Raw genomic sequence first — 19,192 nt, 5'->3', positions numbered from 1 at the left:
CGAACGCGTTCACCGCGCGCTGCCGAAGGCGATCGCCCATCGCAGCGGCGACGGCCGCCGAAGAGGATCGGGTGAGCATGAAAGAGCAACGGGTGGCAGCGCGGCATCGCCGCGCCGCGCAGTCGCCCGCTGAACGCGGCGCCGGCATGCGAAAGCGGTCGTGCAGAAATTCCTCCGTCGCGGCGCGCCGGATCAGAACTTCAGCGCGATGCCGGCCCGGATCGAGTGCTCGTCGAAGCCGGACGAGACGCTTGTCGCGCCGAGGTCGTAGGTCTCGCTGCCATATTTCGAATAGCGATATTCCAGCCGGCCGGACACGTCGTCGGTGATCTTCGCCTCGACGCCCGCGCCGACCGTGTAGCCGACGCTGGTCTTGCTGTCGGAAGCGCCGCCGAGCGAGAGCTCGTTGCGGGACGCCGCAACGCCGCCGGTCGCAAACACCAGGAACGGATCGACCTTGACGCCGACGCGCCCGCGCAGCGAGCCGAAGACGTTCTGCTCGCCCGAGACGTCGGCCCCGAGCGACGGGCTGAATTCCGAACCGTCGACACCGGAGCCGCCGATGTCCGCCTCGATGCCGTAGACCACCGGCCCGGTGTCGAAATTGTAGCCGGCATAGACGCCGCCGACCACGCCGTCGGCGCTGAAGGTGACGTTGCCGGCGTCCTCGAAGTGGGTGAAGTTGTAGCCGACGAATGCGCCGGCATAGGGTCCCGACCAGACGTAGACCGGCGAGGACGGCGCCTCCGGCGAGGGAGCATAGGCCGGCTGCTCGTAGATCGCGTCGGCGGCCATGGCCCGGCCGGCCGGCAGCGACAATGCTCCCAGCAGCGCCCCAAGAAGGACGCCGTCCCGCACTCGGACCCTGAACGTTCTTGCCATCGAAGCACCACCACTGCCATGCGCGCCCAACGTCGGCGATCCGCGGATCGCACCGCCGGGTCACGAGCGCCGACCAGCCCCGTCTTCCCGAGAACACCGCCGCCGATCTTGCAACGATGCCACACCTCCCCGCAAATGGAGATGAGGGATGGCGTAAACAGGACTTCGTGAGCCGAATGCGCGGCGATCCGACGAGGTTTTTCGTCGCTGTTGCAGTTTGGGCACAAAATCGGACCCCGCCCGCGGCGGCGCCCCGCTTCGGCTCCGGCAGGGGAAAACCGCGGCGGCAGGTCGCGCCGCCACTGCATTTTGGATGCGGAACAATCATATAAGGGGCGCGGCGGAGGCGGCTTGCCGTCGACCCGGCCGGATCTTTCGATCGAACACCCCCGAGGAGAAGCCGTTGGGCCGCTCGCGTCCACAACGATATTCGCGCCACAGCGCCCGGGCCCTGCAGCCGCGGCAGGAGCCGCCGGCCTTCGAGGACGACGCCGTCGCCGCGGAGGACCTGCCCGACGCCGATCCTGCCGGGGATCTGGAGGCGCAAGCGCCGTCCGCCGCCGCCGATGGCGAGCCGGACGGTTTCGATGGCTTCGACGACGCCGAGGAAGGCGATGCGGAAGGAGATGGCGACGACGAGGAAGCGGATGCCCTTCCCGCCGGCGTGCGCCCGTCGCCCGCGGCTGCGGCGCTGATCGAGGCGATCGAGTGGGACGACGCCCGGCAGGCGGTCTCGGCCGACCTCGTGGGCGCGGAGCTGATCGCCGCGCTGGTCAAGCGCCTGCCCAACGGCCCCGGCGTCTACCGCATGTTCGGGCAGGCGGGCGAGATCCTCTATGTCGGCAAGGCCCGCTCCCTGAAGAAGCGCGTCGCCAGCTACACCCGGCTCGGCGGCCACACCCAGCGCATCGCGCGGATGATCCGCGAGACGCGCAACATGGAATTCGTGACCACCCGCACGGAGACCGAGGCGCTGCTTCTCGAGGCGAACCTCATCAAGCGCCTCCGGCCCCGCTTCAACGTCCTGATGCGGGACGACAAGTCGTTTCCCTACATCCTGATCAGCCAGGACCACGCCGCCCCGGCGATTCTGAAGCATCGCGGCGCGCGCTCGCGCAAGGGCCGCTATTTCGGCCCCTTCGCCTCGGCCGGCGCCGTCGGCCGCACGATCAACGCGCTGCAGCGCGCCTTCCTTCTGAGGACCTGCTCGGACTCGGTCTACGACAGCCGCACGCGGCCGTGCCTGCTCTACCAGATCAAGCGCTGCGCCGGCCCCTGCACCGGCGAGATCGACGCCGCCGGCTACGAAGAGCTCGTCGACGAGGCGACGGCGTTTCTCTCGGGCCGGTCGAGCGACGTGAAGACCATGCTGTCGCACGGCATGCAGGCCGCTTCGGAAGCGCTCGACTTCGAGCGCGCCGCCGTCTACCGCGACCGCCTCGCCGCGCTCAGCCACGTCCAGAGCCACCAGGGCATCAACCCCGAAGGCATCGAGGAGGCCGACGTCTTCGCCATCCATCAGGAAGGCGGCATCACCTCGATCCAGGTGTTCTTCTTCCGCACCGGCCAGAACTGGGGCAACCGTGCCTATTTCCCCAAGGCCGACCCGTCGCTGGAGCCGGAGGCGGTGCTCGCCGCGTTTCTCGGCCAGTTCTACGACGACACGCCGGCGCCGCGGCTGATCCTCCTGCCGCTGCGCGTCGAGGACGAGGCGCTGCTCGCCGAGGCGCTGACGCTGAAGGCCGGCCGCAAGGTGCGGATCGAGGTGCCCGCCCGCGGCGCCAAGCGCGACCTCGTCGACCACGCCGCCTCCAATGCCCGGGAAGCGCTCGGCCGCAGGCTCGCCGAGACCTCCACCCAGGCGCGGCTGCTCGACGGGCTGAAGGAGACCTTCGGCCTTGCCCGCGCGCCCCGCCGCATCGAGGTCTACGACAACTCCCACATCATGGGCACAAACGCCGTCGGGGCGATGATCGTCGCGGGGCCGGAGGGGTTCGCCAAGAACCAGTACCGCAAGTTCAACATCAAGGGCGAGGACATCACGCCGGGCGACGATTTCGGCATGATGAAGGAGGTGATCCGCCGCCGCTTCTCCCGGCTGATCAAGGAGCATGCAGGCGACATGCCGGTGACGGCCGACACGGCAAATCCCGGAGAGGCGGCGAGACCGGCCGACCCCGTCGACGAGCTTGCCGAGGACGCGCCGATGCCGGCCTGGCCCGACCTCGTCCTCATCGACGGCGGCAAAGGCCAGATGTCGGCGGTCAGGGCGATCCTCGACGAACTCGGCATCGCCGACCGGATCACCGCCATCGGCGTCGCCAAGGGCGTCGACCGCGATGCGGGGCGCGAGCGCTTCGTCACCGGAGCGCGGGAGCCGTTCTCGCTGCCGCCGCGCGATCCGGTGCTCTATTTCGTCCAGCGGCTGCGCGACGAGGCCCACCGCTTCGCCATCGGCACGCACCGCGCCAAGCGCAAGAAGGAGCTGGTGAAGAACCCGCTCGACGAAATCGCCGGCATCGGACCGTCGCGCAAGCGTGCGCTGCTCCACCATTTCGGCACCGCCAAGGCCGTCTCGCGGGCGGCGCTCAGCGATCTCACCGAGGTCGACGGCATTTCGGCGGCCATGGCCCAGTCGATCTACGACCATTTCCATACTGGCGGATGAAACATTCGTCACCATTCTGGCCTATTCGACCAAAGGCGCCGGCCGCGCGGTTGACGCGGCACGCCCGAGCGCGCTTTGACAGGCACCCGTGAGACATCTGCAGGCTATCGTATCATGGCGTCCAGGGCCCTGAGCCTTCCCAACATCCTGACCTATGCCCGGATCGTCTGCGTTCCGCTCGTCGTCATGTGCTTCTTCCTGGAAGGACAGCTGAGGAGCCCCGACTATGCCCGCTGGACGGCTCTCGCGATCTTCATCGCCGCCTCGATCACCGACTATTTCGACGGCTATCTGGCACGCGCCTGGCAGCAGACATCGACGATCGGCCGGATGCTCGATCCGATCGCCGACAAGCTGCTCGTCGCGGCCGTGCTGCTGCTGCTCGCCGCCGAGGGCAGCATTGCCGGCTGGAGCCTGTGGGCGGCGATCATCATCCTGTGCCGCGAGATTCTCGTCTCCGGGCTTCGCGAATATCTCGCCGAGCTCAAGGTCTCCGTGCCGGTGACCCGCCTCGCCAAGTGGAAGACGACGATCCAGATGATCGCCATCGCTTTCCTGCTCGCGGGGCCCGCCGGCGACGAGTTCATGCCGGGCATCACCGTGCTCGGCCTCGTCCTCCTCTGGGTCTCGGCCCTCGTCACCCTCTATACCGGCTACGACTATTTCCGCGCCGGCCTCCGGCACATCGACGACTGACGGCGGCGGCGAAGGCGGCCGCGGACTGGCATTTCGACCGGCTCGGGCTTTGCGTCACGCCTCGATGGCGAGTTGCGCCGTGATCATCCCGTCCCTCGTCGCGAAGGCCCGATGGTCGGTCGCCTGGAGCGTGATCGTCAGCAGGTGCCGGCCGGGCGAGAGCCTGCCGATCGATTTCTCCGGCGCGAAGGCCGAGGCGAGCTTTCGGTTGCCCTCGTAGATGTGGACGTGGCCGACGGCCTCGCTGCCGGTCGCGGCGTTGCAGATCTCGGTGAAGCGGAAGTTCTCGGCCTCCATTGAGACGGTCCATTCGCCCTCGGCGTTTCGCGCCGCATGGGCGACGAGCTTCGGCACCGGGGCGCCGTCGGCGATGCGCACGAACAGCGACGGCGGCGGCTCGCGGGTCTCGGCGAGAAGCGACGTCACGCCGAAGGCGCCTGCCGCCAGGAGCGACGAAGCAAGGGCAAGGCATGCGCGGCGGGATCGAAAGAGACGGGTCATCGTCCACTCCTCACGACGACGGAAAGGTCGGGCTCGCCGGGCAAGTGGAAGGCCGAGACGGGCGCAGGCGCGCCATGCCCGGCAAGCCGCGTCGCCGGCGACCGGACGGCCGGCTGAGGCAATGACGAAGACGGGGCGCCTGCGGCGGAGGCGCCCCGTCCCGGGCGGATCGCGGGGGGACCACCCCGCCATCCACCCTGTCTTCCCGTCCCTGCGGCCGGCCGGTCTCAGGCCGCCTGCTCGACCATGGCGCCCGCGGCCGGCGCTCCAAGCCGCCGGACCGTTTCCCTGCCCTCGGCGGCGCGGCGCGCCCCGGCTCCGGCCATCACCAGGACCGCGGCCATCGCATAGAGGTTGGAGTGGAAGAACGGCGTCTCGCCGAGGGTCACGGCGAACAGCGTGAAGGCCGAGATCAGGAACAGCCCGACCGGCCGCACCAGGACGCCGGCGACGAGGGCGAGACCGGCCGAGATTTCGACGAAGGTCATGACGAAGGCGAGGAGACCGTAGCCGACGCCGAACTCCGGGAAGCCGCCATGTTCCAGGATCGCGATGAGCAGGGTCGGCTGCATCAGCTTGTAGGTGATGCCGAGATAGGCGAAGTTCAGGCCGAAGACGATCATCAGGCCGCGATAGACGGTCGGGGTCAGTTCCAGGCGGTCGAGCGCCGTCGCGGCCGGCAGCCTTGCCGCCAGCGCCGCAGGCAGCCGCAGCCGGAATTTTCCGCCGCCGGCAAAGGCGAGATAGAGCCCCGGAACCGCGAAATGCCCGGCATAGGCGAGGAAGGTCTCGCCGAAAAGGTGCAGGCCGAACACCGCGAGCGCCGCAACGGCCAGGCCGGCGATCCGCGTGCCGAGACCGGTGAGGAGCATGGCCGCGAGCGCCAGCTGGACCGGCACGAGCAGACCCCAGGCGGGGTCGAACAGCTTCAGCTGCATGTCCGGCACGAACAGCGTCGGCCGCGTCCCGGCGGCGACGCCCGCGGCGGGCAGGAGCCCGAGCGCTGCGGTGAACAGCATGACCGAAAGGCCGAGGCGCACGACCGCCGGTCCGATCTCGCCGGCCCGCTCGGCCAGCGGGCGGAACAGCCGGTTCTCGAGATCGAGCCAGCGCGGCTCGAGGCTGATCGCGGCGAAGACCCCGCCTGCGAGAAGCGCCGCGAGCGGCGCCGCGAACAGCGGATTGGTGAAGACCGCGGGCTTCGGGGCCGAGGCGAGGCCGATCATCTCCTCCGGGGTGAGCAGCCAGGCCTCGTGGGCACCGGCCGCGGCCGTCATGGCGATGCTGGTGGCGCCGGCGAGACCGGCAATGACAAGCTGCTTCCTCACGACGGCATCTCCGCTTCGCCGGTTCTGTTCATGCCCGGCGAATGGAAGCTGCAGAGACGGACCGGCCGAGGTCGCGGCCATCCGGCGCCGCCGACGCTATGGACATCGGGGCCCCGGCCCGCCACATCCCCATGAAACAGGAGGAACAGCCATGAGACTTGCCTATTTCGCCTGGGTGCGCGAGCGGATCGGAATTGCCGAGGAAGAGGTGGTGCTGCCGGCGGGCGTCGAGACCGTCGGCGATCTGCTCTACTGGCTGAAGGGCCGCGGCGAGACCTACGACGCGGCGCTGCAGGCGCCGGAGATCATCCGCGTCGCCATCAACCACGAGCATGTCGACCATTCCGAGCCGCTGGCAGGTGCGAAAGAAGTCGCGATCTTCCCGCCGATGACCGGAGGCTGACCCATGGCCGAGACCCCGGACAGCGCAGATCTTTCCGCGACCATGTACGACGCGCGGCGGGAACCTGGAGCGGCGAGCGGCGCCGCGGCCGCGGGCGGGACCACGGACGTTTCGCTTCGGCCGGAGCCGGCCATCGACGTCGGCGTCACCGCCGGGCGGATCGACGCCGCCGCGGTCGTCGCCCGGCTCGCCGGTTCCGGCGCGGTCGGGGCGCTCGTCACCTTCACCGGCTATTGCCGCGACGAGGGCGGGCGGCTGCGGGCGCTGGAGCTCGAACACTATCCGGGCATGGCGGAGAAGCAGATCGAAAAGATCGCGCGCGAGGCCGCCGCGCGCTGGCCGCTGCTCGGCTGCGCCGCGCTCCACCGCTACGGCCTGATCGCGCCGGGCGAAGAGATCGTCCTCGTCGCCTGCAGCTCGTCGCATCGCGCCGCCGCATTCGAGGCCGCGAGCTTTCTGATGGACTACATGAAGACCGCCGCGCCGTTCTGGAAGCGCGAGCATCTCGTCGACGGAACCACCGGCGGCTGGGTCGAAGCCAAGGACACCGACGATGCGGCCGCCGATCGCTGGCACCGGCTGTAAATCGGAAGGTTCGAACGAGATATTTGCAGAAGGAAACCGTTCCGCCCGACATGGAATCCGGCCGGAGCCAAGGTCATTTCGCACCTGCAGCGACGATATACTTGCGCTGATTGTCCCCGCGGCACTTTTCTTCGCCCCGCTGCCGCTAGCTTTCCCTCTTTGACAGGGAGGGCACCGATGAAGATCAAGGACAGGCCGGAATTCCGCGACAAGCCGAAGCCGCTCTGCTTCGGCCCGGACGAAACGGCCATGGCGGCGGTCGCGGCGATGACCGAGCGCAACGTCGGGTCGGTGATGATCGTCGACGATTTCGACAAGCTGATCGGCGTCGTCACAGAACGCGACGTCATGAAGCGGCTGGTCGGCGCGAGGCGCGATCCGGAAACGACGCGGCTGCGGGAGATCATGACGGCGCGGCCGCGCGTCGCCAAGGCCGACGACGACCTCATCGAATGGATGCGGGTGATGTCGAACGAGCGGTTTCGCCGGCTGCCGATCGTCGACGATCAGGGGCGCGTCGTCTCGATCATGACGCAGGGCGACTTCGTGTCCTACACCTGGCCCAACCTCCTGCACCAGGCGCGCGAGGTGACCCGCACCACCGTCGGGCGGAACTACCAGATCATGCTCGTCGCCGGCTCCGTCGCGCTCTACACGATCGTCCTGATCGTGATCCTCGCGGCGTTCTTCGGCGCGGAAACATAGCAGGGCGTGGAACAGCCCGCCGGGGCTCTATGGTAGCGCTGGCAGATACGGCCCGGCCGCTTCTGGGCGGCCGTCAACGGCGATCTGCCCCGCGAGGCGATGGAGAAACGCAGCGAGCGAGGCACCCGATCCCTGGGCAGAAAAGGGCCCTGGCAGAAAGAGGCCAGCGCAGAAGGCGGCCCGGTCAGACGGGGACGATCGACGTCGCCACCCCTCACGAGGATCAGCGGGGCGCCCTCGTGGCCGCCCCGCTAGCAATCGGCAGCCTCAGCCGACGATCTCGGTCTCGGAGAACCAGTAGGCGACCTCCTGGGCCGCGGTCTCGGGCGCGTCGGAGCCATGCACGGAATTCTCGCCGATCGACAGGGCGAATTCCTTGCGGATCGTGCCCTCGGCGGCCTGCGTCGGGTTGGTCGCGCCCATCACTTCGCGGTTCTTGGCGATGGCGTTCTCGCCCTGCAGGACCTGGACGACCGTCGGGCCGGAGGACATCGACTCGACCAGTTCGCCGAAGAACGGCCGCTCCTTGTGGACCGCGTAGAAGCCTTCCGCCTCGCGCCGGCTCATCCACACCCGCTTCGAAGCGACCACGGTCAGTCCCGCTTCCTCGAGCTTCTTGGTGATGGCGCCGGTGAGGTTGCGCCGCGTGGCATCGGGCTTGATCATCGAGAAGGTGCGTTCGACCGCCATGGAAAGTCCTTGTTTTCGAGCTGTTCGGGAAACCGGCGCGACCTATAGCGGCCCGGCTTCCCATGGGCAAGGCGGCAACGAAGGCGGCTCAGGCGGCCGCCGGCACCCTGGCGCCCTCGCCGTCGTGCAGCGCCAGACAGCGCTCGAACCATGCGGTGACCGGGTCGCCCTTTGGCAGGAAGCGGAACGGCGAGGCGATACGCGCCCACTGCAGGGCCCCGAAGACGATGTAATCGGCAAAGAGCGGGCTCTCGCCGCCGAGGAAGGCCTGCTTCGAGACGATGGCACGCAGCGGCTCGAGCGACGCCAGAAGCGGTTCGACGCGGTCGGCGCGGTCGGCGACGAACGCCTCCAGCGTCGTGCCAAGGGCCTTTTCCCGGCTCTGCCGGAAATAGAGCTGGTCGGCCTCCGCGAGTCCGTCATGGATGTCGAGCACCGCGAAGCGGGCGATCGCCGGATGGATGGTGCGCTGGCTCCAGCTCTCGACGAAGCGCGACAGCGCCCGTCCGCCCTCGCCGCGAAACAGGCTCGGCCGGTCGGGATAGGTCTCTTCCAGATATTCGGCGATGGCGAAGGAATCGGCGACCAGCCTCTCGCCGTCCCTGAGGATCGGCACGATCTTCGACACGCCGCCCTCGATCTCCGGGATCTCGGTGAATCCGGCCGTCGCGGTCGAAAAGTCGAGACCCTTGTGCCGCAGCGCCATGCGCGCCTTCCAGCAGTGGGGCGAAAAGGGCCGCGCCGTGTCGCGTCCGACGAGTTCATAGAGCGTGATGGCCATCGATCATGTCTCCGCGAGCCTCCCCGGCGGGCCGCCGCGGTTCTCATAGCGCCTCCCGGCCCGGCGGGCAAAGCCGAGTCCAGACCGGCAGCACTCTGCAACCGGATGCGGCAATGTCGATACTGAAGGGGAATGGTGCTGCGAGAGAGGATTGAACTCTCGACCTCTCCCTTACCAAGGGAGTGCTCTACCACTGAGCTACCGCAGCGCTGCGGGCGCCTTATTCGATGATTTCGCCCGGCGCGTCAACACCCGATCGGCGGGTTTCGGTGGAACGCCCGGAAAGCCTTGCGCAAGGAGCCTGCCGGCCACACCCGGCAGCCCCGGAGGCCGGCCCCGGCGCCGGCGGCGCCGATGGCGCGCCGCGGCGTCGTCAGGCCCAGGGCCGCTCTTCGGCAAGCCGCGCCTCGTAGTCGCCGATCGCGCCTGCCCGCTCGAGCGTCAGGCCGATGTCGTCGAGGCCGTTGAGCAGGCAGTGCTTGCGGAACGGATCGATCTCGAAGGAGATCTCGCCCCCGTCCGGTCCGGAGATCGTCTGGCGCTCGAGATCGACGGTCAGCCGCGCATTGGCGCCGCGCTCGGCATCGTCGAGCAGGAGGGCGAGCTGCTCCGGCGTCACGCGGATCGGCAGGATGCCGTTCTTGAAGCAGTTGTTGTAGAAGATGTCGGCGAAGGAGGTCGAGATCACGCAGCGGATGCCGAAGTCGAGCAGCGCCCAGGGAGCGTGTTCGCGCGACGATCCGCAGCCGAAATTGTCGCCCGCGACGATGATCTCGGCGTTGCGATAGGCCGGCCTGTTGAGCACGAAGTCGGGGTTCTCCGATCCGTCGTCCTTGTAGCGCAGCTCGGCGAAGAGCCCGGTGCCGAGGCCGGTGCGCTTGATCGTCTTCAGATAATCCTTCGGGATGATCATGTCGGTGTCGACGTTGACCATCGGCATCGGCGCCGCGACGCCGGTCAGCCTGTCGAATTTCTGCATTTGATCGGCCTTCAACTCGTCCAAGATGGGGTTCGTCGATAGCACGAGCCGCGCTGCGGACGAAAGGCGGAACGCGGCGCCGTGCGGCATGGAAAAGAAGCGGCGGCCGGAAATTCCCCGCGCTTCGGCCGCCCACCCTTCGGTCGATGGAGAAGTCGCCCGCGCCTCGATCGACGGACCCGATGACCAGGAGTGTTCCCGCGCCGGGGCGGGCTCAGAGCGAAGCGGCGGTCCTTTCCATCCATTCCCGGTGCCGCTCCTCGTCGGCAAGTGCCCTGGCGAAGAAGGCCCGCGACTTCTCCACGGCCTCGGGGTGATTGGTGGCGCGCTCGTATGCCTTCACCGTCTTGTCCTCGTTGGTCTTCATCGCCTTGAGGATGGCCTTGTCGCCCATCAGCTGTGCCAGGGCGATCTTGCCGGTGGTCAGGAGCTGCTTGGCGTCGCCCTCGCGCGGCGCGTCGATGCCGAGTTCGGCCGCCATCTCGTTGAGCACGTCGAGGTGCTGGATGTGATCCTTGCGGAATTGCGCGACCTGCGTTCCGAGAGCCCCGCCGGCAAGCCGCTCGATGGTCGAATCATAGGCCGCGATGGCATCCCGCTCGAGAACGATGAGATCTTCGACGAGGCTGCCGATTTCGGTTTCCCGGCCGACGGTGGTCGTCATGATCGCCTCCTGTGATCACGATGTCGTATGACGGGAAGCCGCCTGCCCGACGAGCGTTCCCTGGCAGCCGAAGCCGATTGCTTCGGCGGCTATGGACCGAACGTGCCGGATCAGTCCTTCGGCGCGGAAATATCTGACCGGGACAATGACGGTTGCGACAACGAGATTTCATTGCGCGGAATTGCCGGGCTTCCGAGGCGGGGGCACGTTTGCGGGATGGCGCGTTTCGCGTATGGCATCGGCCATCGCCGCAACGACGCCACGCCGAGCGATGTCGGGGTGCGCCGATGCGCGATGCCGCCGCCGCACCGAACGCGGCGCCTCAACCGATGGACGCCCGATGAAACTCTACCGCTTCCTCTCCGGCCCGGATGATGCCAGCTTCTGCCACAAGGTCTCGCTCGCTCTGTCGAAGGGGTGGGAGCTCCACGGTTCTCCGACCTATGCCTTCGACGCCGAGACGAAGACGATGCGCTGCGGCCAGGCGGTGACGAAGTCGGTCGAAGGCAAGAACTACGATCCGGAAATGAAGCTCGGCAACCAGTGACGCCGGAACGTCCGGCCGCCGACGATCTTTTCTCTCACAGGCAACCCTGAGGAGAGGAAAGATCATGGCAGCTTCGCACATCGTCATCGACCACAACGACATCAAGGATTTCGCCAAGCGCACCAAAGGCAAGCCGGCGGTGGTTTCCGACACCAGGGGCGACGGCGGACCGGGCGTGCTGCGCTTCGACCACGGGCACGACAACCAGGGCCTCGAAGAGATATCCTGGGACGCGTTCTTCGAGATCTTCGAGGCGCAGGAACTCGCGCTGATGCTCGACACGTCCGGCGACAATCCGAACTTCAACAAATTCGTCAGCCGGCATCAGGCGGGCTGAGGCGGGCCCCGAGCCGTCGGAGGCGGCGGCCTCGTCGGGCAGGCCGCGCAACCGCCGGCAAAGAGAGCCTGACTGCCCGGGCAACCGGACGATGCCGGCCTCTATTCGGCGTCGCGCTCCAGCGCTTCCATGTCGTCGTCCGAGAGGCCGAAATGATGGCCGATCTCGTGGATCAGCACATGCCGGACGATCGCCTCCAGCGTCTCGTCGTTCTCGGCCCAGTAGTCGAGGATCGGCCGGCGATAGAGCAGGATGCGGTTGGCCATCGCCCCGGTCGCCCCGACGCCCATGTCGCCGATCGGCCGGCCCTCGAAGAGCCCGAGAATGTCGAACTCCGATTCCAGCTCCATGGCGTCGATCACGTCCTCGTCGGGAAAATCCGCGACGATGAAGCGGATCTCGCCGCACAGGGCGCGAAACTCCTGCGGAAGTTCGTCATAGGCCGCGATCGCCAGCGCCTCGACGTCGTCGAGACTGGGAGACCGCAGCCCGGCGATACGATGATCCTTGAAGACATCCATTTCCGCCCCCTGCTGCCGGCCCGGATCCACACCGGGCATCGCCGCTTGTCGCCACCAGATAAGGGGGCGGACGCCGCTTGCCCAGAGACAGAGACAGAGACAGAGACACAGAGAGAGAGAGAGAGAGAGAGAGAGAGAGAGAGGCGGACCGAGCGCTTTCGCAGGACGCGGCCGATCGTGATGCGCCGCCCGCACATGCCGGCTCGACGAGCGCAGGCGGGCGCGAACGTCCTGCCGCGGGCCCCGCGTGGGCCGAGGGCGCTGCCATGCCCGCGCGATTCATACACCGAACGAAAAACGCCGCGCAGGCGACGGCCCGGCGGCGTTTTCCAAATTTCGTCTCATGCCGGCATTGCCACCGCGCCCAGGCGGATCGCAACGAGCGGCAGCGGCAGGCTCAGCCGCGCGGGGCGAGCACCATCATCATCTGCCGGCCTTCGAGCTTCGGCTCGGCCTCGACCTTCGAGAACTCGGAAGTGTCTTCCTTGACGCGGTTGAGGAGCTGCATCCCCAGCTCCTGGTGCGCCATCTCGCGGCCGCGGAAGCGCAGCGTCACCTTGACCTTGTCGCCCTCGTCGAAGAACCGGCGCACCGACTTCATCTTGGTCTCGTAGTCGTGCTCGTCGATGTTCGGCCGCATCTTGATCTCTTTGACCTCGATGGTCTTCTGGCGCTTGCGCGCCTCGGCCGCCTTCTTCTGGCTCTCGTATTTCAGCTTGCCGAGATCGAGGATCTTGCAGACGGGCGGATTGGCGGTCGGAACGATCTCGACGAGATCGAGCCCGGCCTCCTCCGCGAGTGCGAGGGCTTCCTGCGTCGCGATGTGACCGCGATTCTGGCCCTCGTGGTCGATGAGCTGAATCTGCGGGACGCGGATTTCCCGATTGGAGCGAGGCCCCTCCTTTTGAGCCGGCGGTGCACGGAATGGTCTGCGAATGGTCGTATTCTCCGGTTGTTGACACTGATCTGCGAGAGCGGAACGATCTATAAAATCGGAACGCTCGAAGGCCGGCGATCGCTTCGAGCGCCGGTCCGACAGTCTCGCTCGCCGCCTGCAGCGACGCGCCGTCGCCCTTTATAGCATCGATCTGCGCGCTTGACACCTCACCGGCGAGATCGCGGCGGCTTTCAGGCGGTCGGGCGGCGCAAACGGGCGGCGCAGCGGCGACGTCCTCTCCTACATGATCATCCGATCGGCTCGTTTCATCCCCCTTCGGTTCGACCCGGTCGAGCTTCGCCGTCCGGCGCCGCGCCCGGCGGCTTTACCGAACCCTCGGCGCGGACTTGCGCGGAGAGCCCCGACATGGGAGGCCGGGGCGCAACGCGAGGAGAGGTGCGAGATGGTGGACGAGACGAGCCCGCAGCTTTCGCCGATGCCCGACGACGAGACCGCCGGCCGCCTGACCGTCGGCGACGGCCCGGCGGCGCGCGAGATCGCCTGGCGCAGGCGCCGCAGCCGCGGCCGCACGGATGCCCCGACCATCGTCTGGCTCGGCGGCTACCGTTCCGACATGCGCGGCACCAAGGCCGAGCGCCTTCTCGACTTCGCGCGACGCGAGGACCTCGGCTATTGTCGCTTCGACTACTCCGGCCACGGCGAATCGACCGGACGCTTCGAGGACGGGACGATCGGCGGCTGGACCGACGAAGCGGCGGCGGTGCTGCGGGAACTCGGCGACGGCCCCCTCGTCCTTTCCGGCTCGTCGATGGGCGCCTGGATCGCCCTCAACCTCGTCAGGAACGCAGAAGCCTTCGGGCTGGCCGGGCGCATCCGCGGCCTTCTCCTGCTCGCTCCCGCTCCCGATTTCACCGAGCGCCTGATCCTGCCGAAGCTGACCGCCGAACAGCGGGCCGCGATCGCGATCGACGGGCGCCTCGTGGTGCCCTCAGCCTATGCCAGCGAGCCGGACGTCTATACGCGGGCGCTGTTCGATGACGGCCGGGCCAATCTCGTTCTCGACGGCCTCATCGACACCGGCTGCCCGGTGACGATCGTCCAGGGAATGGCCGATGCGGACGTCCCCTTCGAGCATGCCCTCGCCCTCGTCGAACACCTGCCCCACCAGGCGGTGATCCTCAGCCTCGTGCGCGACGGCGACCATCGCCTTTCCCGACCGCAGGATCTCGACCTGATCGAGCGGAGCCTCGCCGACCTCGTCCGGGCGGCCGTCGAACTAGGCTGAGCCAGGCTGGCTTCGACCTTTTCCAAGCTTTCGACGGCCCGGGTGTGATCCGATCGACGCACTTCGCGGAGCCGCAGCAAATATCGCTTTTCCATCAAGTATTTGAAAGCGGGCTGAAAAGCCCGCCGCCGCAGCCGTTGCGCGTATCCTGCGCGAGGCCGTCGTCAATCTTGTGCCTGGCTTTCAGCCGGGGCCTTTCGGCGCTGCACAATCGATTGACACATTGCGGTCTTGCATAGAACATCGGCAGATCAGCATACGGGACAGACCTGCGGATCGAGGGGACGCATGGTGGGATTTCGCGCAATCGGCGCCACGCTGTTGCTTTGCCTGACGTCAGCCGCCGGGACCGGCGACGCCGGCGCCATGGAGGCCCGGGGGCCGTTCATGCAGGTCGGCGTATCGGCGCCGCGGCCGATCGGCCATCAGGACTTCTGCCGGCGCCTTCCGGACGAATGCCGGCCTGGCGAGAAGAAGGGACTGCCGCAGCCACTGGCCCTCGACCCCGCGCTGATGCACCGGATCGCCGCCATCAACACGCTGGTGAATTCCCAGATCAAGGCCGAATCCGACGAGGACCGTTACGGCGTCGAGGAATATTGGACCTATCCGACGACCGCCGGCGACTGCGAGGACTACGCTCTCCTGAAGCGCCGACGGCTGCACGAGGAATTGAAGATCGACTATGCGGATCTCCTCCTCACGGTGGTCAAGAAGACCAATGGCGAGGGCCATGCCGTCCTGACGCTCCACACCGCCGACGGCGACTTCATCCTCGACAATCTCAACTGGCGGATCCTGCCCTGGAGCCGGACGCCCTATGCCTATCTGAAGCGCCAGAGCGTCGACGATCCCGGCAAGTGGAACCGGATCACCAACGGCCGCGACATCCTGGTCGGTGCCGTCGCCAGGTAGGAGCGCTCGACGCTGCCCGGCTTCTGCCCGCGACGCCGCCGCGACTGTCGTCGGACGTTTAACTGCTTGATATTCTCCCGACGGAAATCACGCTACGAACGGAGCCTGCAGAGATCGGCATCGGGTCGCGGCCGGATGCCGGTTCGAAAGTGGTCCCTCGTTGCGTCCCGTCCCGGAAGCGTCAGGCTCGCGAGAGCGATGCTCCGGCTCGCGGCTCCCGCAGGCAGCGGCCACTTTGTTGGAGATTCGTTGGAGAGATCGGAACTCGCATGAGGATCGATGACGACACGGACCTCGCCGAAGAAGTCGAAAGCGCACTCCGGGCGCTCGGCATCGCCACGACGCGCGCGCGCTCCGACGTTTCCGGCAACATCGTCGACGCCGTGGCCGCCCTGCGCCGGGACAGGGATTCCCGGCGCGTCTTCGAAACGGATGCGGGCTCGACGGGCCAGCGGAAATGACCGCTCGGCAGCGGGACCGTCAGGCGACGCCGCAGCCGTGTCCCTTTGCGCCCGCCGGCTGAAAGGCTTTCAGCGCTCTTCGTCCTCGGACGTTTCTTCGTGCTCCGGGCCGGCAATGACGTAGCTGCCGGAGAGCCACCGGTTCAAATCGACCGACTTGCAGCGCGGCGAACAGAACGGATAGTTCTCGCGCCGCGACGGGCGTCCGCATTCCGGACATTTGCGGGTCGGCCGCATCGCCGTCGGGGGTGACACCTCGCCGCTCACCGGCCGTCCCCGCCTTTGCCGGCCGGCTTCGGGCCGTCACCGGTGGCGCTCGCCGGTTCGAGCCTGCGATCGTCATCTCCGTCGACGTCGTCCTCGTCGGCGTCCGCGTCGGCGTCGGCGTCGGCGTCATCCGCATCGGCAGCGGCGTCGTCCGCCCCCTCGCCTGCCGTCTCGTCCCGGTCGTCCGCAATCGGACCGCGTTCCGGGCCCGCGGCGGGCCGGCGCGGCGGGCCGTTGGCGGCGTCCTCCTCGTCCTCCAAGTCATCGACCAGATCCGCCTCGTCGGAGGGTTCTTCGTCGACGATTTCCGCGTCGGAAAGGTCATGGGAGGGAGGCGTCGGGCGGCGTCCGTCCCTGGCCGCGGCCTGATCGACCGGGCGGCCGGCAGCCGGTTCGGGGCCGCGGCCGACGACAAAGCCTGCTTTCGGCATCGTCCGGCCCTGCGGCTCGCCGCCCCCCGCGGCGTCGTCGTCCGCCTCGCGCAGCGTCTGCGGCGCGCGCCAGCCGGCATAGATGTCGTAACCCTCGCCCGAAAGCAGCGCCAGCGTCTCGGCGAGAGGCAGGCCGACGACATTGGTGTAGGAGCCGACGAGCCGGACGACGAAGGCGCCGGCGAGCCCCTGGATGGCGTAGCCGCCGGCCTTGCCGCGCCACTCGTCCGAGGCGAGATAGCTCTGGATGTCGAGACGCGACAGCCGCTTGAACCGCACGCGCGATTCGATCAGCCGCTGGCGCAGCGCGCCGTTCGGCCCGATGACGCAGACGCCTGTATAGACCCGGTGGGTGCGGCCCGAAAGCGTGCGCAGATTGGCGAGCGCGTCTTCCTCGTTCTCGGCCTTCGGCATGATCTGCCGGCCGACGGAGACCACCGTATCGGCAGCGAGCACGGTCGCCGGACCGTAGGCCAGCTCCCGCAGGCGCCGCACCGCGACTTCCGCCTTCCATTTCGACAGCCGCTTTGCCAGCGAGCGCGGATGTTCGCTCTTCTGCGGCGTTTCGTCGATGTCGGCCGGCATCAGCCGGTCCGGCTCGACGCCCGCCTGCTGCAGGAGAGCCAGCCGGCGCGGCGAGGCGGAGGCGAGGACCAGACGTTGGGAGGACGACATGCCCGACGGACTTGCGGCTTACTTGAAGCGGTAGGTGATACGACCCTTGGTCAGGTCGTAGGGGGTCATCTCGACGAGGACCTTGTCGCCCGTCAGCACGCGGATGCGGTTCTTGCGCATCCGTCCGGCCGTATGGGCGATGATTTCGTGGTCGTTCTCGAGCTTGATCCGAAATGTCGCATTCGGCAGCAGCTCGGTCACGACGCCCGGAAATTCGAGAACTTCTTCTTTTGCCATTCGCTCTGTGATCCTAGACTTCGGTTCGTCGCGGCCCGGCTGGGCCGGGCGCGAGCATTGCGATCGTCGGCATCGGTGCCTGCCCGCCGCGTTTATGTTCTGGTTCCTTCGGGTGACGGCGGCCGGGGCGACCCGTCGTCCCGATCTCGTCCCGGCAGGCCACGCGCGCGCCGGAACCGCGCCGCCGAGCAAGCCCGCCGGATTGCGCCCCTTAAATCGGCGCAAATGCGGCAAAATGCAAGCCGGCCCGTCGCGGCGCTTCCGCAGCGGCGGACACCCTGCAGCTGACCGGCCGCCATCAGCCGCCGGCGCGGCTCGCCGATCAGCCGGAGATCCGCTCGATCTCCGCGCCGCAGTTTCCGAGCTTCTCCTCGAGCCGCTCGAAGCCGCGGTCGAGATGGTAGACGCGGTTGACCAGCGTGTCGCCCTCGGCCGCGAGGCCGGCGATGACCAGCGACACCGAAGCCCGGAGATCGGTCGCCATCACCGGCGCGCCCTTCAGCTTCTCGACCCCCTCGACCCGCGCCACCTGGCCGGCGAGCGAGATCTTCGCCCCGAGACGCGCGAGTTCCTGGACGTGCATGAAGCGGTTCTCGAAGATCGTCTCGGTGATGCTCGCCGTGCCGACCGACTTCGTCATCAGCGCCATGAACTGCGCCTGAAGATCGGTCGGAAAGCCCGGATAGGGGTCGGTGGCGACGTCCACCGGCGCGATCCCGCCGCCGTTGCGATAGACCCTGATGCCGCCGTCGACCGGAGTGAGCGAAACCCCCGCCCGACCGAGCGTCTCCACCGCCGTCGGCAGCAGGTCGGCGCTGGTGCCGGTGAGGATCACGTCGCCGCCGGTCATCGCCACCGCCATGGCATAGGTGCCGGTCTCGATCCTGTCGGGCAGGACGCGGTGGCGGGCGCCGGAGAGGGCGCGCACGCCGTCGATGCGGATCGTCGACGTGCCGGCGCCCTCGATCTTCGCGCCCATCGCCGTGAGGCAGCGGGCGAGATCGGCGACCTCCGGCTCGCGGGCGGCGTTTTCCAGCACCGTCTCGCCCCTTGCGAGCGTCGCCGCCATCATCAGGACATGGGTCGCGCCGACCGAGACCTTGGGCAGGCGGAACCGGTCGCCGACCAGCCCGCCCTTCGCCCGGGCGACGACGTAGCCGGACTCGATGTCGAGATCGGCGCCCAGCGCCCTCAGGCCGTCGATGAAGATGTCGACGGGCCGGGTGCCGATGGCGCAGCCGCCGGGCAGCGACACCTTGGCCTCGTGCATGCGGGCGAGCAGCGGCCCGATCACCCAGAAGCTCGCCCGCATCTTCGAGACGAGATCGTAGGGCGCGGTGGTGTCGACGATGTTGCGGGCGTTGAAATGAACGGTGCGGCCGAAGCCCGATTCCTGGCCGAGGCGTTTGCCGGCGACCGAGATGTCGACGCCGTGATTGCCGAGGATCCGGGTCAGGAGCTCGACGTCGGCGAGGTGCGGCACGTTCTCGAGCGTCAGGATGTCGTCGGTGAGCAGCGAGGCGATCATCAGCGGCAGCGTCGCGTTCTTCGCCCCGGAAATCGGGATCGTGCCGTTGAGTTCGTTGCCGCCGCGAATGCGAATGCGATCCATGAGCGCTCCTGGTGGCCGGTCGTCCGGCGGTGTCGGTTCTAAAATCCGGGCGGATCGGCCAGGCGGGGCCGCAGAACGGTCCGTCGCAAATGTGGCGGCAATGGGCCGATCGCGGGCGACCACC

At 68.0% G+C, this 19,192-nt stretch carries 22 protein-coding genes, 1 tRNA gene and 1 pseudogene; 10 read left to right on the top strand and 14 right to left on the bottom strand.

Going from position 1 to position 19,192, the window contains the following annotated elements; all coding sequences use genetic code 11:
- Positions 1-192: 192 nt before the first annotated feature.
- Positions 193-882, bottom strand: a complete 690-nt coding sequence (locus J1C47_RS16880) for an outer membrane protein (protein ID WP_207351954.1) — start codon at positions 880-882, stop codon at positions 193-195.
- A gap of 535 nt (positions 883-1,417) precedes the next feature.
- Between J1C47_RS16880 and uvrC the strand changes: the two genes are divergently transcribed.
- Both uvrC and pgsA read left to right on the top strand, forming a co-directional pair.
- Positions 1,418-3,550: an excinuclease ABC subunit UvrC gene (gene uvrC / locus J1C47_RS16875; RefSeq protein WP_207351995.1), complete on the top strand. Its 2,133-nt coding sequence runs from the start codon at positions 1,418-1,420 to the stop codon at positions 3,548-3,550.
- Between the two features lie 114 nt (positions 3,551-3,664).
- Complete coding sequence (pgsA, locus tag J1C47_RS16870; RefSeq protein WP_207351953.1) at positions 3,665-4,246, top strand: CDP-diacylglycerol--glycerol-3-phosphate 3-phosphatidyltransferase; 582 nt, start codon at positions 3,665-3,667, stop codon at positions 4,244-4,246.
- A gap of 54 nt (positions 4,247-4,300) precedes the next feature.
- On the opposite strand, the gene J1C47_RS16865 is transcribed toward pgsA, so the two are convergent.
- Together J1C47_RS16865 and J1C47_RS16860 are read right to left on the bottom strand one after the other, a co-directional pair.
- Entirely contained in the window at positions 4,301-4,747 is a 447-nt protein-coding gene (locus J1C47_RS16865; protein WP_207351952.1) for a hypothetical protein, read from the bottom strand.
- Between the two features lie 227 nt (positions 4,748-4,974).
- The gene (locus tag J1C47_RS16860) at positions 4,975-6,075 is read right to left on the bottom strand and encodes a hypothetical protein (RefSeq protein ID WP_207351951.1); all 1,101 of its coding nucleotides are present in this window, start codon (positions 6,073-6,075) and stop codon (positions 4,975-4,977) included.
- 151 nt (positions 6,076-6,226) lie between these two features.
- Here J1C47_RS16860 and moaD point away from each other — a divergent pair, with 151 nt between their 5' ends.
- From moaD to J1C47_RS16845, 3 genes are all read left to right on the top strand, one after another.
- Positions 6,227-6,478: a molybdopterin converting factor subunit 1 gene (gene moaD / locus J1C47_RS16855; RefSeq protein WP_207351950.1), complete on the top strand. Its 252-nt coding sequence runs from the start codon at positions 6,227-6,229 to the stop codon at positions 6,476-6,478.
- A gap of 42 nt (positions 6,479-6,520) precedes the next feature.
- Positions 6,521-7,063, top strand: coding sequence for a molybdenum cofactor biosynthesis protein MoaE (locus tag J1C47_RS16850; RefSeq protein ID WP_207351994.1), 543 nt, complete (start codon positions 6,521-6,523; stop codon positions 7,061-7,063).
- A gap of 177 nt (positions 7,064-7,240) precedes the next feature.
- Complete coding sequence (locus J1C47_RS16845) at positions 7,241-7,768, top strand: CBS domain-containing protein (RefSeq protein ID WP_207351949.1); 528 nt, start codon at positions 7,241-7,243, stop codon at positions 7,766-7,768.
- A 267-nt stretch (positions 7,769-8,035) separates the two neighbouring features.
- Here the strand turns inward: J1C47_RS16845 and ndk are convergent, their stop codons facing one another.
- The 5 genes from ndk to J1C47_RS16820 form a co-directional block, all read right to left on the bottom strand.
- Positions 8,036-8,458, bottom strand: a complete 423-nt coding sequence (gene ndk / locus J1C47_RS16840) for a nucleoside-diphosphate kinase (RefSeq protein WP_207351948.1) — start codon at positions 8,456-8,458, stop codon at positions 8,036-8,038.
- 88 nt (positions 8,459-8,546) lie between these two features.
- Positions 8,547-9,239, bottom strand: coding sequence for a glutathione S-transferase family protein (locus J1C47_RS16835; RefSeq protein WP_207351947.1), 693 nt, complete (start codon positions 9,237-9,239; stop codon positions 8,547-8,549).
- Between the two features lie 133 nt (positions 9,240-9,372).
- Positions 9,373-9,447 (bottom strand) — tRNA-Thr (locus J1C47_RS16830).
- 165 nt (positions 9,448-9,612) lie between these two features.
- Positions 9,613-10,218, bottom strand: a complete 606-nt coding sequence (leuD, locus tag J1C47_RS16825; RefSeq protein WP_207351946.1) for a 3-isopropylmalate dehydratase small subunit — start codon at positions 10,216-10,218, stop codon at positions 9,613-9,615.
- A gap of 214 nt (positions 10,219-10,432) precedes the next feature.
- Positions 10,433-10,882 (bottom strand): ferritin-like domain-containing protein, encoded by a 450-nt coding sequence (locus J1C47_RS16820; RefSeq protein WP_207351945.1) that lies wholly within the window; start codon positions 10,880-10,882, stop codon positions 10,433-10,435.
- Positions 10,883-11,222: 340 nt separating this feature from the next.
- Between J1C47_RS16820 and J1C47_RS16815 the strand changes: the two genes are divergently transcribed.
- Both J1C47_RS16815 and J1C47_RS16810 read left to right on the top strand, forming a co-directional pair.
- On the top strand, positions 11,223-11,429 hold the full coding sequence (locus J1C47_RS16815; protein ID WP_207351944.1) for a DUF1737 domain-containing protein: 207 nt from the start codon (positions 11,223-11,225) through the stop codon (positions 11,427-11,429).
- Between the two features lie 64 nt (positions 11,430-11,493).
- A complete protein-coding gene (locus J1C47_RS16810; RefSeq protein WP_207351943.1) occupies positions 11,494-11,766 on the top strand; it encodes a hypothetical protein in 273 nt (90 codons plus the stop codon).
- Positions 11,767-11,867: 101 nt separating this feature from the next.
- Here the strand turns inward: J1C47_RS16810 and J1C47_RS16805 are convergent, their stop codons facing one another.
- Both J1C47_RS16805 and infC read right to left on the bottom strand, forming a co-directional pair.
- A complete protein-coding gene (locus tag J1C47_RS16805; protein WP_207351942.1) occupies positions 11,868-12,287 on the bottom strand; it encodes a metallopeptidase family protein in 420 nt (139 codons plus the stop codon).
- Between the two features lie 397 nt (positions 12,288-12,684).
- Positions 12,685-13,224, bottom strand: a complete 540-nt coding sequence (gene infC / locus J1C47_RS16800; protein WP_207351993.1) for a translation initiation factor IF-3 — start codon at positions 13,222-13,224, stop codon at positions 12,685-12,687.
- A gap of 403 nt (positions 13,225-13,627) precedes the next feature.
- On the opposite strand from infC, the gene J1C47_RS16795 reads away from it, so the two are divergent.
- From J1C47_RS16795 to J1C47_RS16785, 3 genes are all read left to right on the top strand, one after another.
- A complete protein-coding gene (locus J1C47_RS16795) occupies positions 13,628-14,470 on the top strand; it encodes an alpha/beta hydrolase (protein ID WP_245396627.1) in 843 nt (280 codons plus the stop codon).
- A gap of 288 nt (positions 14,471-14,758) precedes the next feature.
- A complete protein-coding gene (locus J1C47_RS16790; RefSeq protein WP_207351941.1) occupies positions 14,759-15,385 on the top strand; it encodes a transglutaminase-like cysteine peptidase in 627 nt (208 codons plus the stop codon).
- A gap of 269 nt (positions 15,386-15,654) precedes the next feature.
- Positions 15,655-15,846, top strand: a complete 192-nt coding sequence (locus J1C47_RS16785; protein ID WP_207351940.1) for a hypothetical protein — start codon at positions 15,655-15,657, stop codon at positions 15,844-15,846.
- 69 nt (positions 15,847-15,915) lie between these two features.
- Here the strand turns inward: J1C47_RS16785 and yacG are convergent, their stop codons facing one another.
- The 4 genes and pseudogenes from yacG to murA all read right to left on the bottom strand — a co-directional run bounded on the left by yacG (position 15,916) and on the right by murA (position 19,068).
- Positions 15,916-16,083 carry a DNA gyrase inhibitor YacG gene (yacG, locus tag J1C47_RS16780; RefSeq protein WP_207351991.1) on the bottom strand — a complete coding sequence of 56 codons (168 nt, stop codon included), beginning with the start codon at positions 16,081-16,083 and terminating at the stop codon, positions 15,916-15,918.
- A 530-nt stretch (positions 16,084-16,613) separates the two neighbouring features.
- Positions 16,614-17,219, bottom strand: a pseudogene (locus tag J1C47_RS23800) (Maf-like protein); the annotation flags it as partial.
- A gap of 18 nt (positions 17,220-17,237) precedes the next feature.
- Positions 17,238-17,456, bottom strand: coding sequence for a translation initiation factor IF-1 (gene infA / locus J1C47_RS16770; RefSeq protein WP_019994787.1), 219 nt, complete (start codon positions 17,454-17,456; stop codon positions 17,238-17,240).
- A 322-nt stretch (positions 17,457-17,778) separates the two neighbouring features.
- Complete coding sequence (murA, locus tag J1C47_RS16765; RefSeq protein ID WP_207351938.1) at positions 17,779-19,068, bottom strand: UDP-N-acetylglucosamine 1-carboxyvinyltransferase; 1,290 nt, start codon at positions 19,066-19,068, stop codon at positions 17,779-17,781.
- Between the last annotated feature and the right edge of the window lie 124 nt (positions 19,069-19,192).

It is taken from the genome of Jiella sonneratiae, assembly GCF_017353515.1.
GTDB classification, from domain to species: Bacteria; Pseudomonadota; Alphaproteobacteria; order Rhizobiales; family Rhizobiaceae; genus Jiella; species Jiella sonneratiae.
The sequence above is the reverse complement of the archived record's forward strand: the minus strand, read 5'-3'. Positions and strand labels throughout refer to the sequence as shown.

Excerpts from the sequence above, each read along its gene's own strand:
- J1C47_RS16880 (WP_207351954.1), bottom strand. The coding sequence starts at position 882 with ATGGCAAGAACGTTCAGGGTCCGAGTGCGGGACGGCGTCCTTCTTGGG.
- J1C47_RS16815 (WP_207351944.1), top strand. The coding sequence starts at position 11,223 with ATGAAACTCTACCGCTTCCTCTCCGGCCCGGATGATGCCAGCTTCTGC.
- J1C47_RS16810 (WP_207351943.1), top strand. The coding sequence starts at position 11,494 with ATGGCAGCTTCGCACATCGTCATCGACCACAACGACATCAAGGATTTC.
- ndk (WP_207351948.1), bottom strand. The coding sequence starts at position 8,458 with ATGGCGGTCGAACGCACCTTCTCGATGATCAAGCCCGATGCCACGCGG.
- infA (WP_019994787.1), bottom strand. The coding sequence starts at position 17,456 with ATGGCAAAAGAAGAAGTTCTCGAATTTCCGGGCGTCGTGACCGAGCTG.
- J1C47_RS16790 (WP_207351941.1), top strand. The coding sequence starts at position 14,759 with ATGGTGGGATTTCGCGCAATCGGCGCCACGCTGTTGCTTTGCCTGACG.
- J1C47_RS16865 (WP_207351952.1), bottom strand. The coding sequence starts at position 4,747 with ATGACCCGTCTCTTTCGATCCCGCCGCGCATGCCTTGCCCTTGCTTCG.
- J1C47_RS16820 (WP_207351945.1), bottom strand. The coding sequence starts at position 10,882 with ATGACGACCACCGTCGGCCGGGAAACCGAAATCGGCAGCCTCGTCGAA.
- moaD (WP_207351950.1), top strand. The coding sequence starts at position 6,227 with ATGAGACTTGCCTATTTCGCCTGGGTGCGCGAGCGGATCGGAATTGCC.
- J1C47_RS16850 (WP_207351994.1), top strand. The coding sequence starts at position 6,521 with ATGTACGACGCGCGGCGGGAACCTGGAGCGGCGAGCGGCGCCGCGGCC.
- pgsA (WP_207351953.1), top strand. The coding sequence starts at position 3,665 with ATGGCGTCCAGGGCCCTGAGCCTTCCCAACATCCTGACCTATGCCCGG.
- J1C47_RS16835 (WP_207351947.1), bottom strand. The coding sequence starts at position 9,239 with ATGGCCATCACGCTCTATGAACTCGTCGGACGCGACACGGCGCGGCCC.
- J1C47_RS16795 (WP_245396627.1), top strand. The coding sequence starts at position 13,628 with ATGGTGGACGAGACGAGCCCGCAGCTTTCGCCGATGCCCGACGACGAG.
- J1C47_RS16845 (WP_207351949.1), top strand. The coding sequence starts at position 7,241 with ATGAAGATCAAGGACAGGCCGGAATTCCGCGACAAGCCGAAGCCGCTC.
- J1C47_RS16805 (WP_207351942.1), bottom strand. The coding sequence starts at position 12,287 with ATGGATGTCTTCAAGGATCATCGTATCGCCGGGCTGCGGTCTCCCAGT.
- yacG (WP_207351991.1), bottom strand. The coding sequence starts at position 16,083 with ATGCGGCCGACCCGCAAATGTCCGGAATGCGGACGCCCGTCGCGGCGC.
- J1C47_RS16785 (WP_207351940.1), top strand. The coding sequence starts at position 15,655 with ATGAGGATCGATGACGACACGGACCTCGCCGAAGAAGTCGAAAGCGCA.
- leuD (WP_207351946.1), bottom strand. The coding sequence starts at position 10,218 with ATGCAGAAATTCGACAGGCTGACCGGCGTCGCGGCGCCGATGCCGATG.
- murA (WP_207351938.1), bottom strand. The coding sequence starts at position 19,068 with ATGGATCGCATTCGCATTCGCGGCGGCAACGAACTCAACGGCACGATC.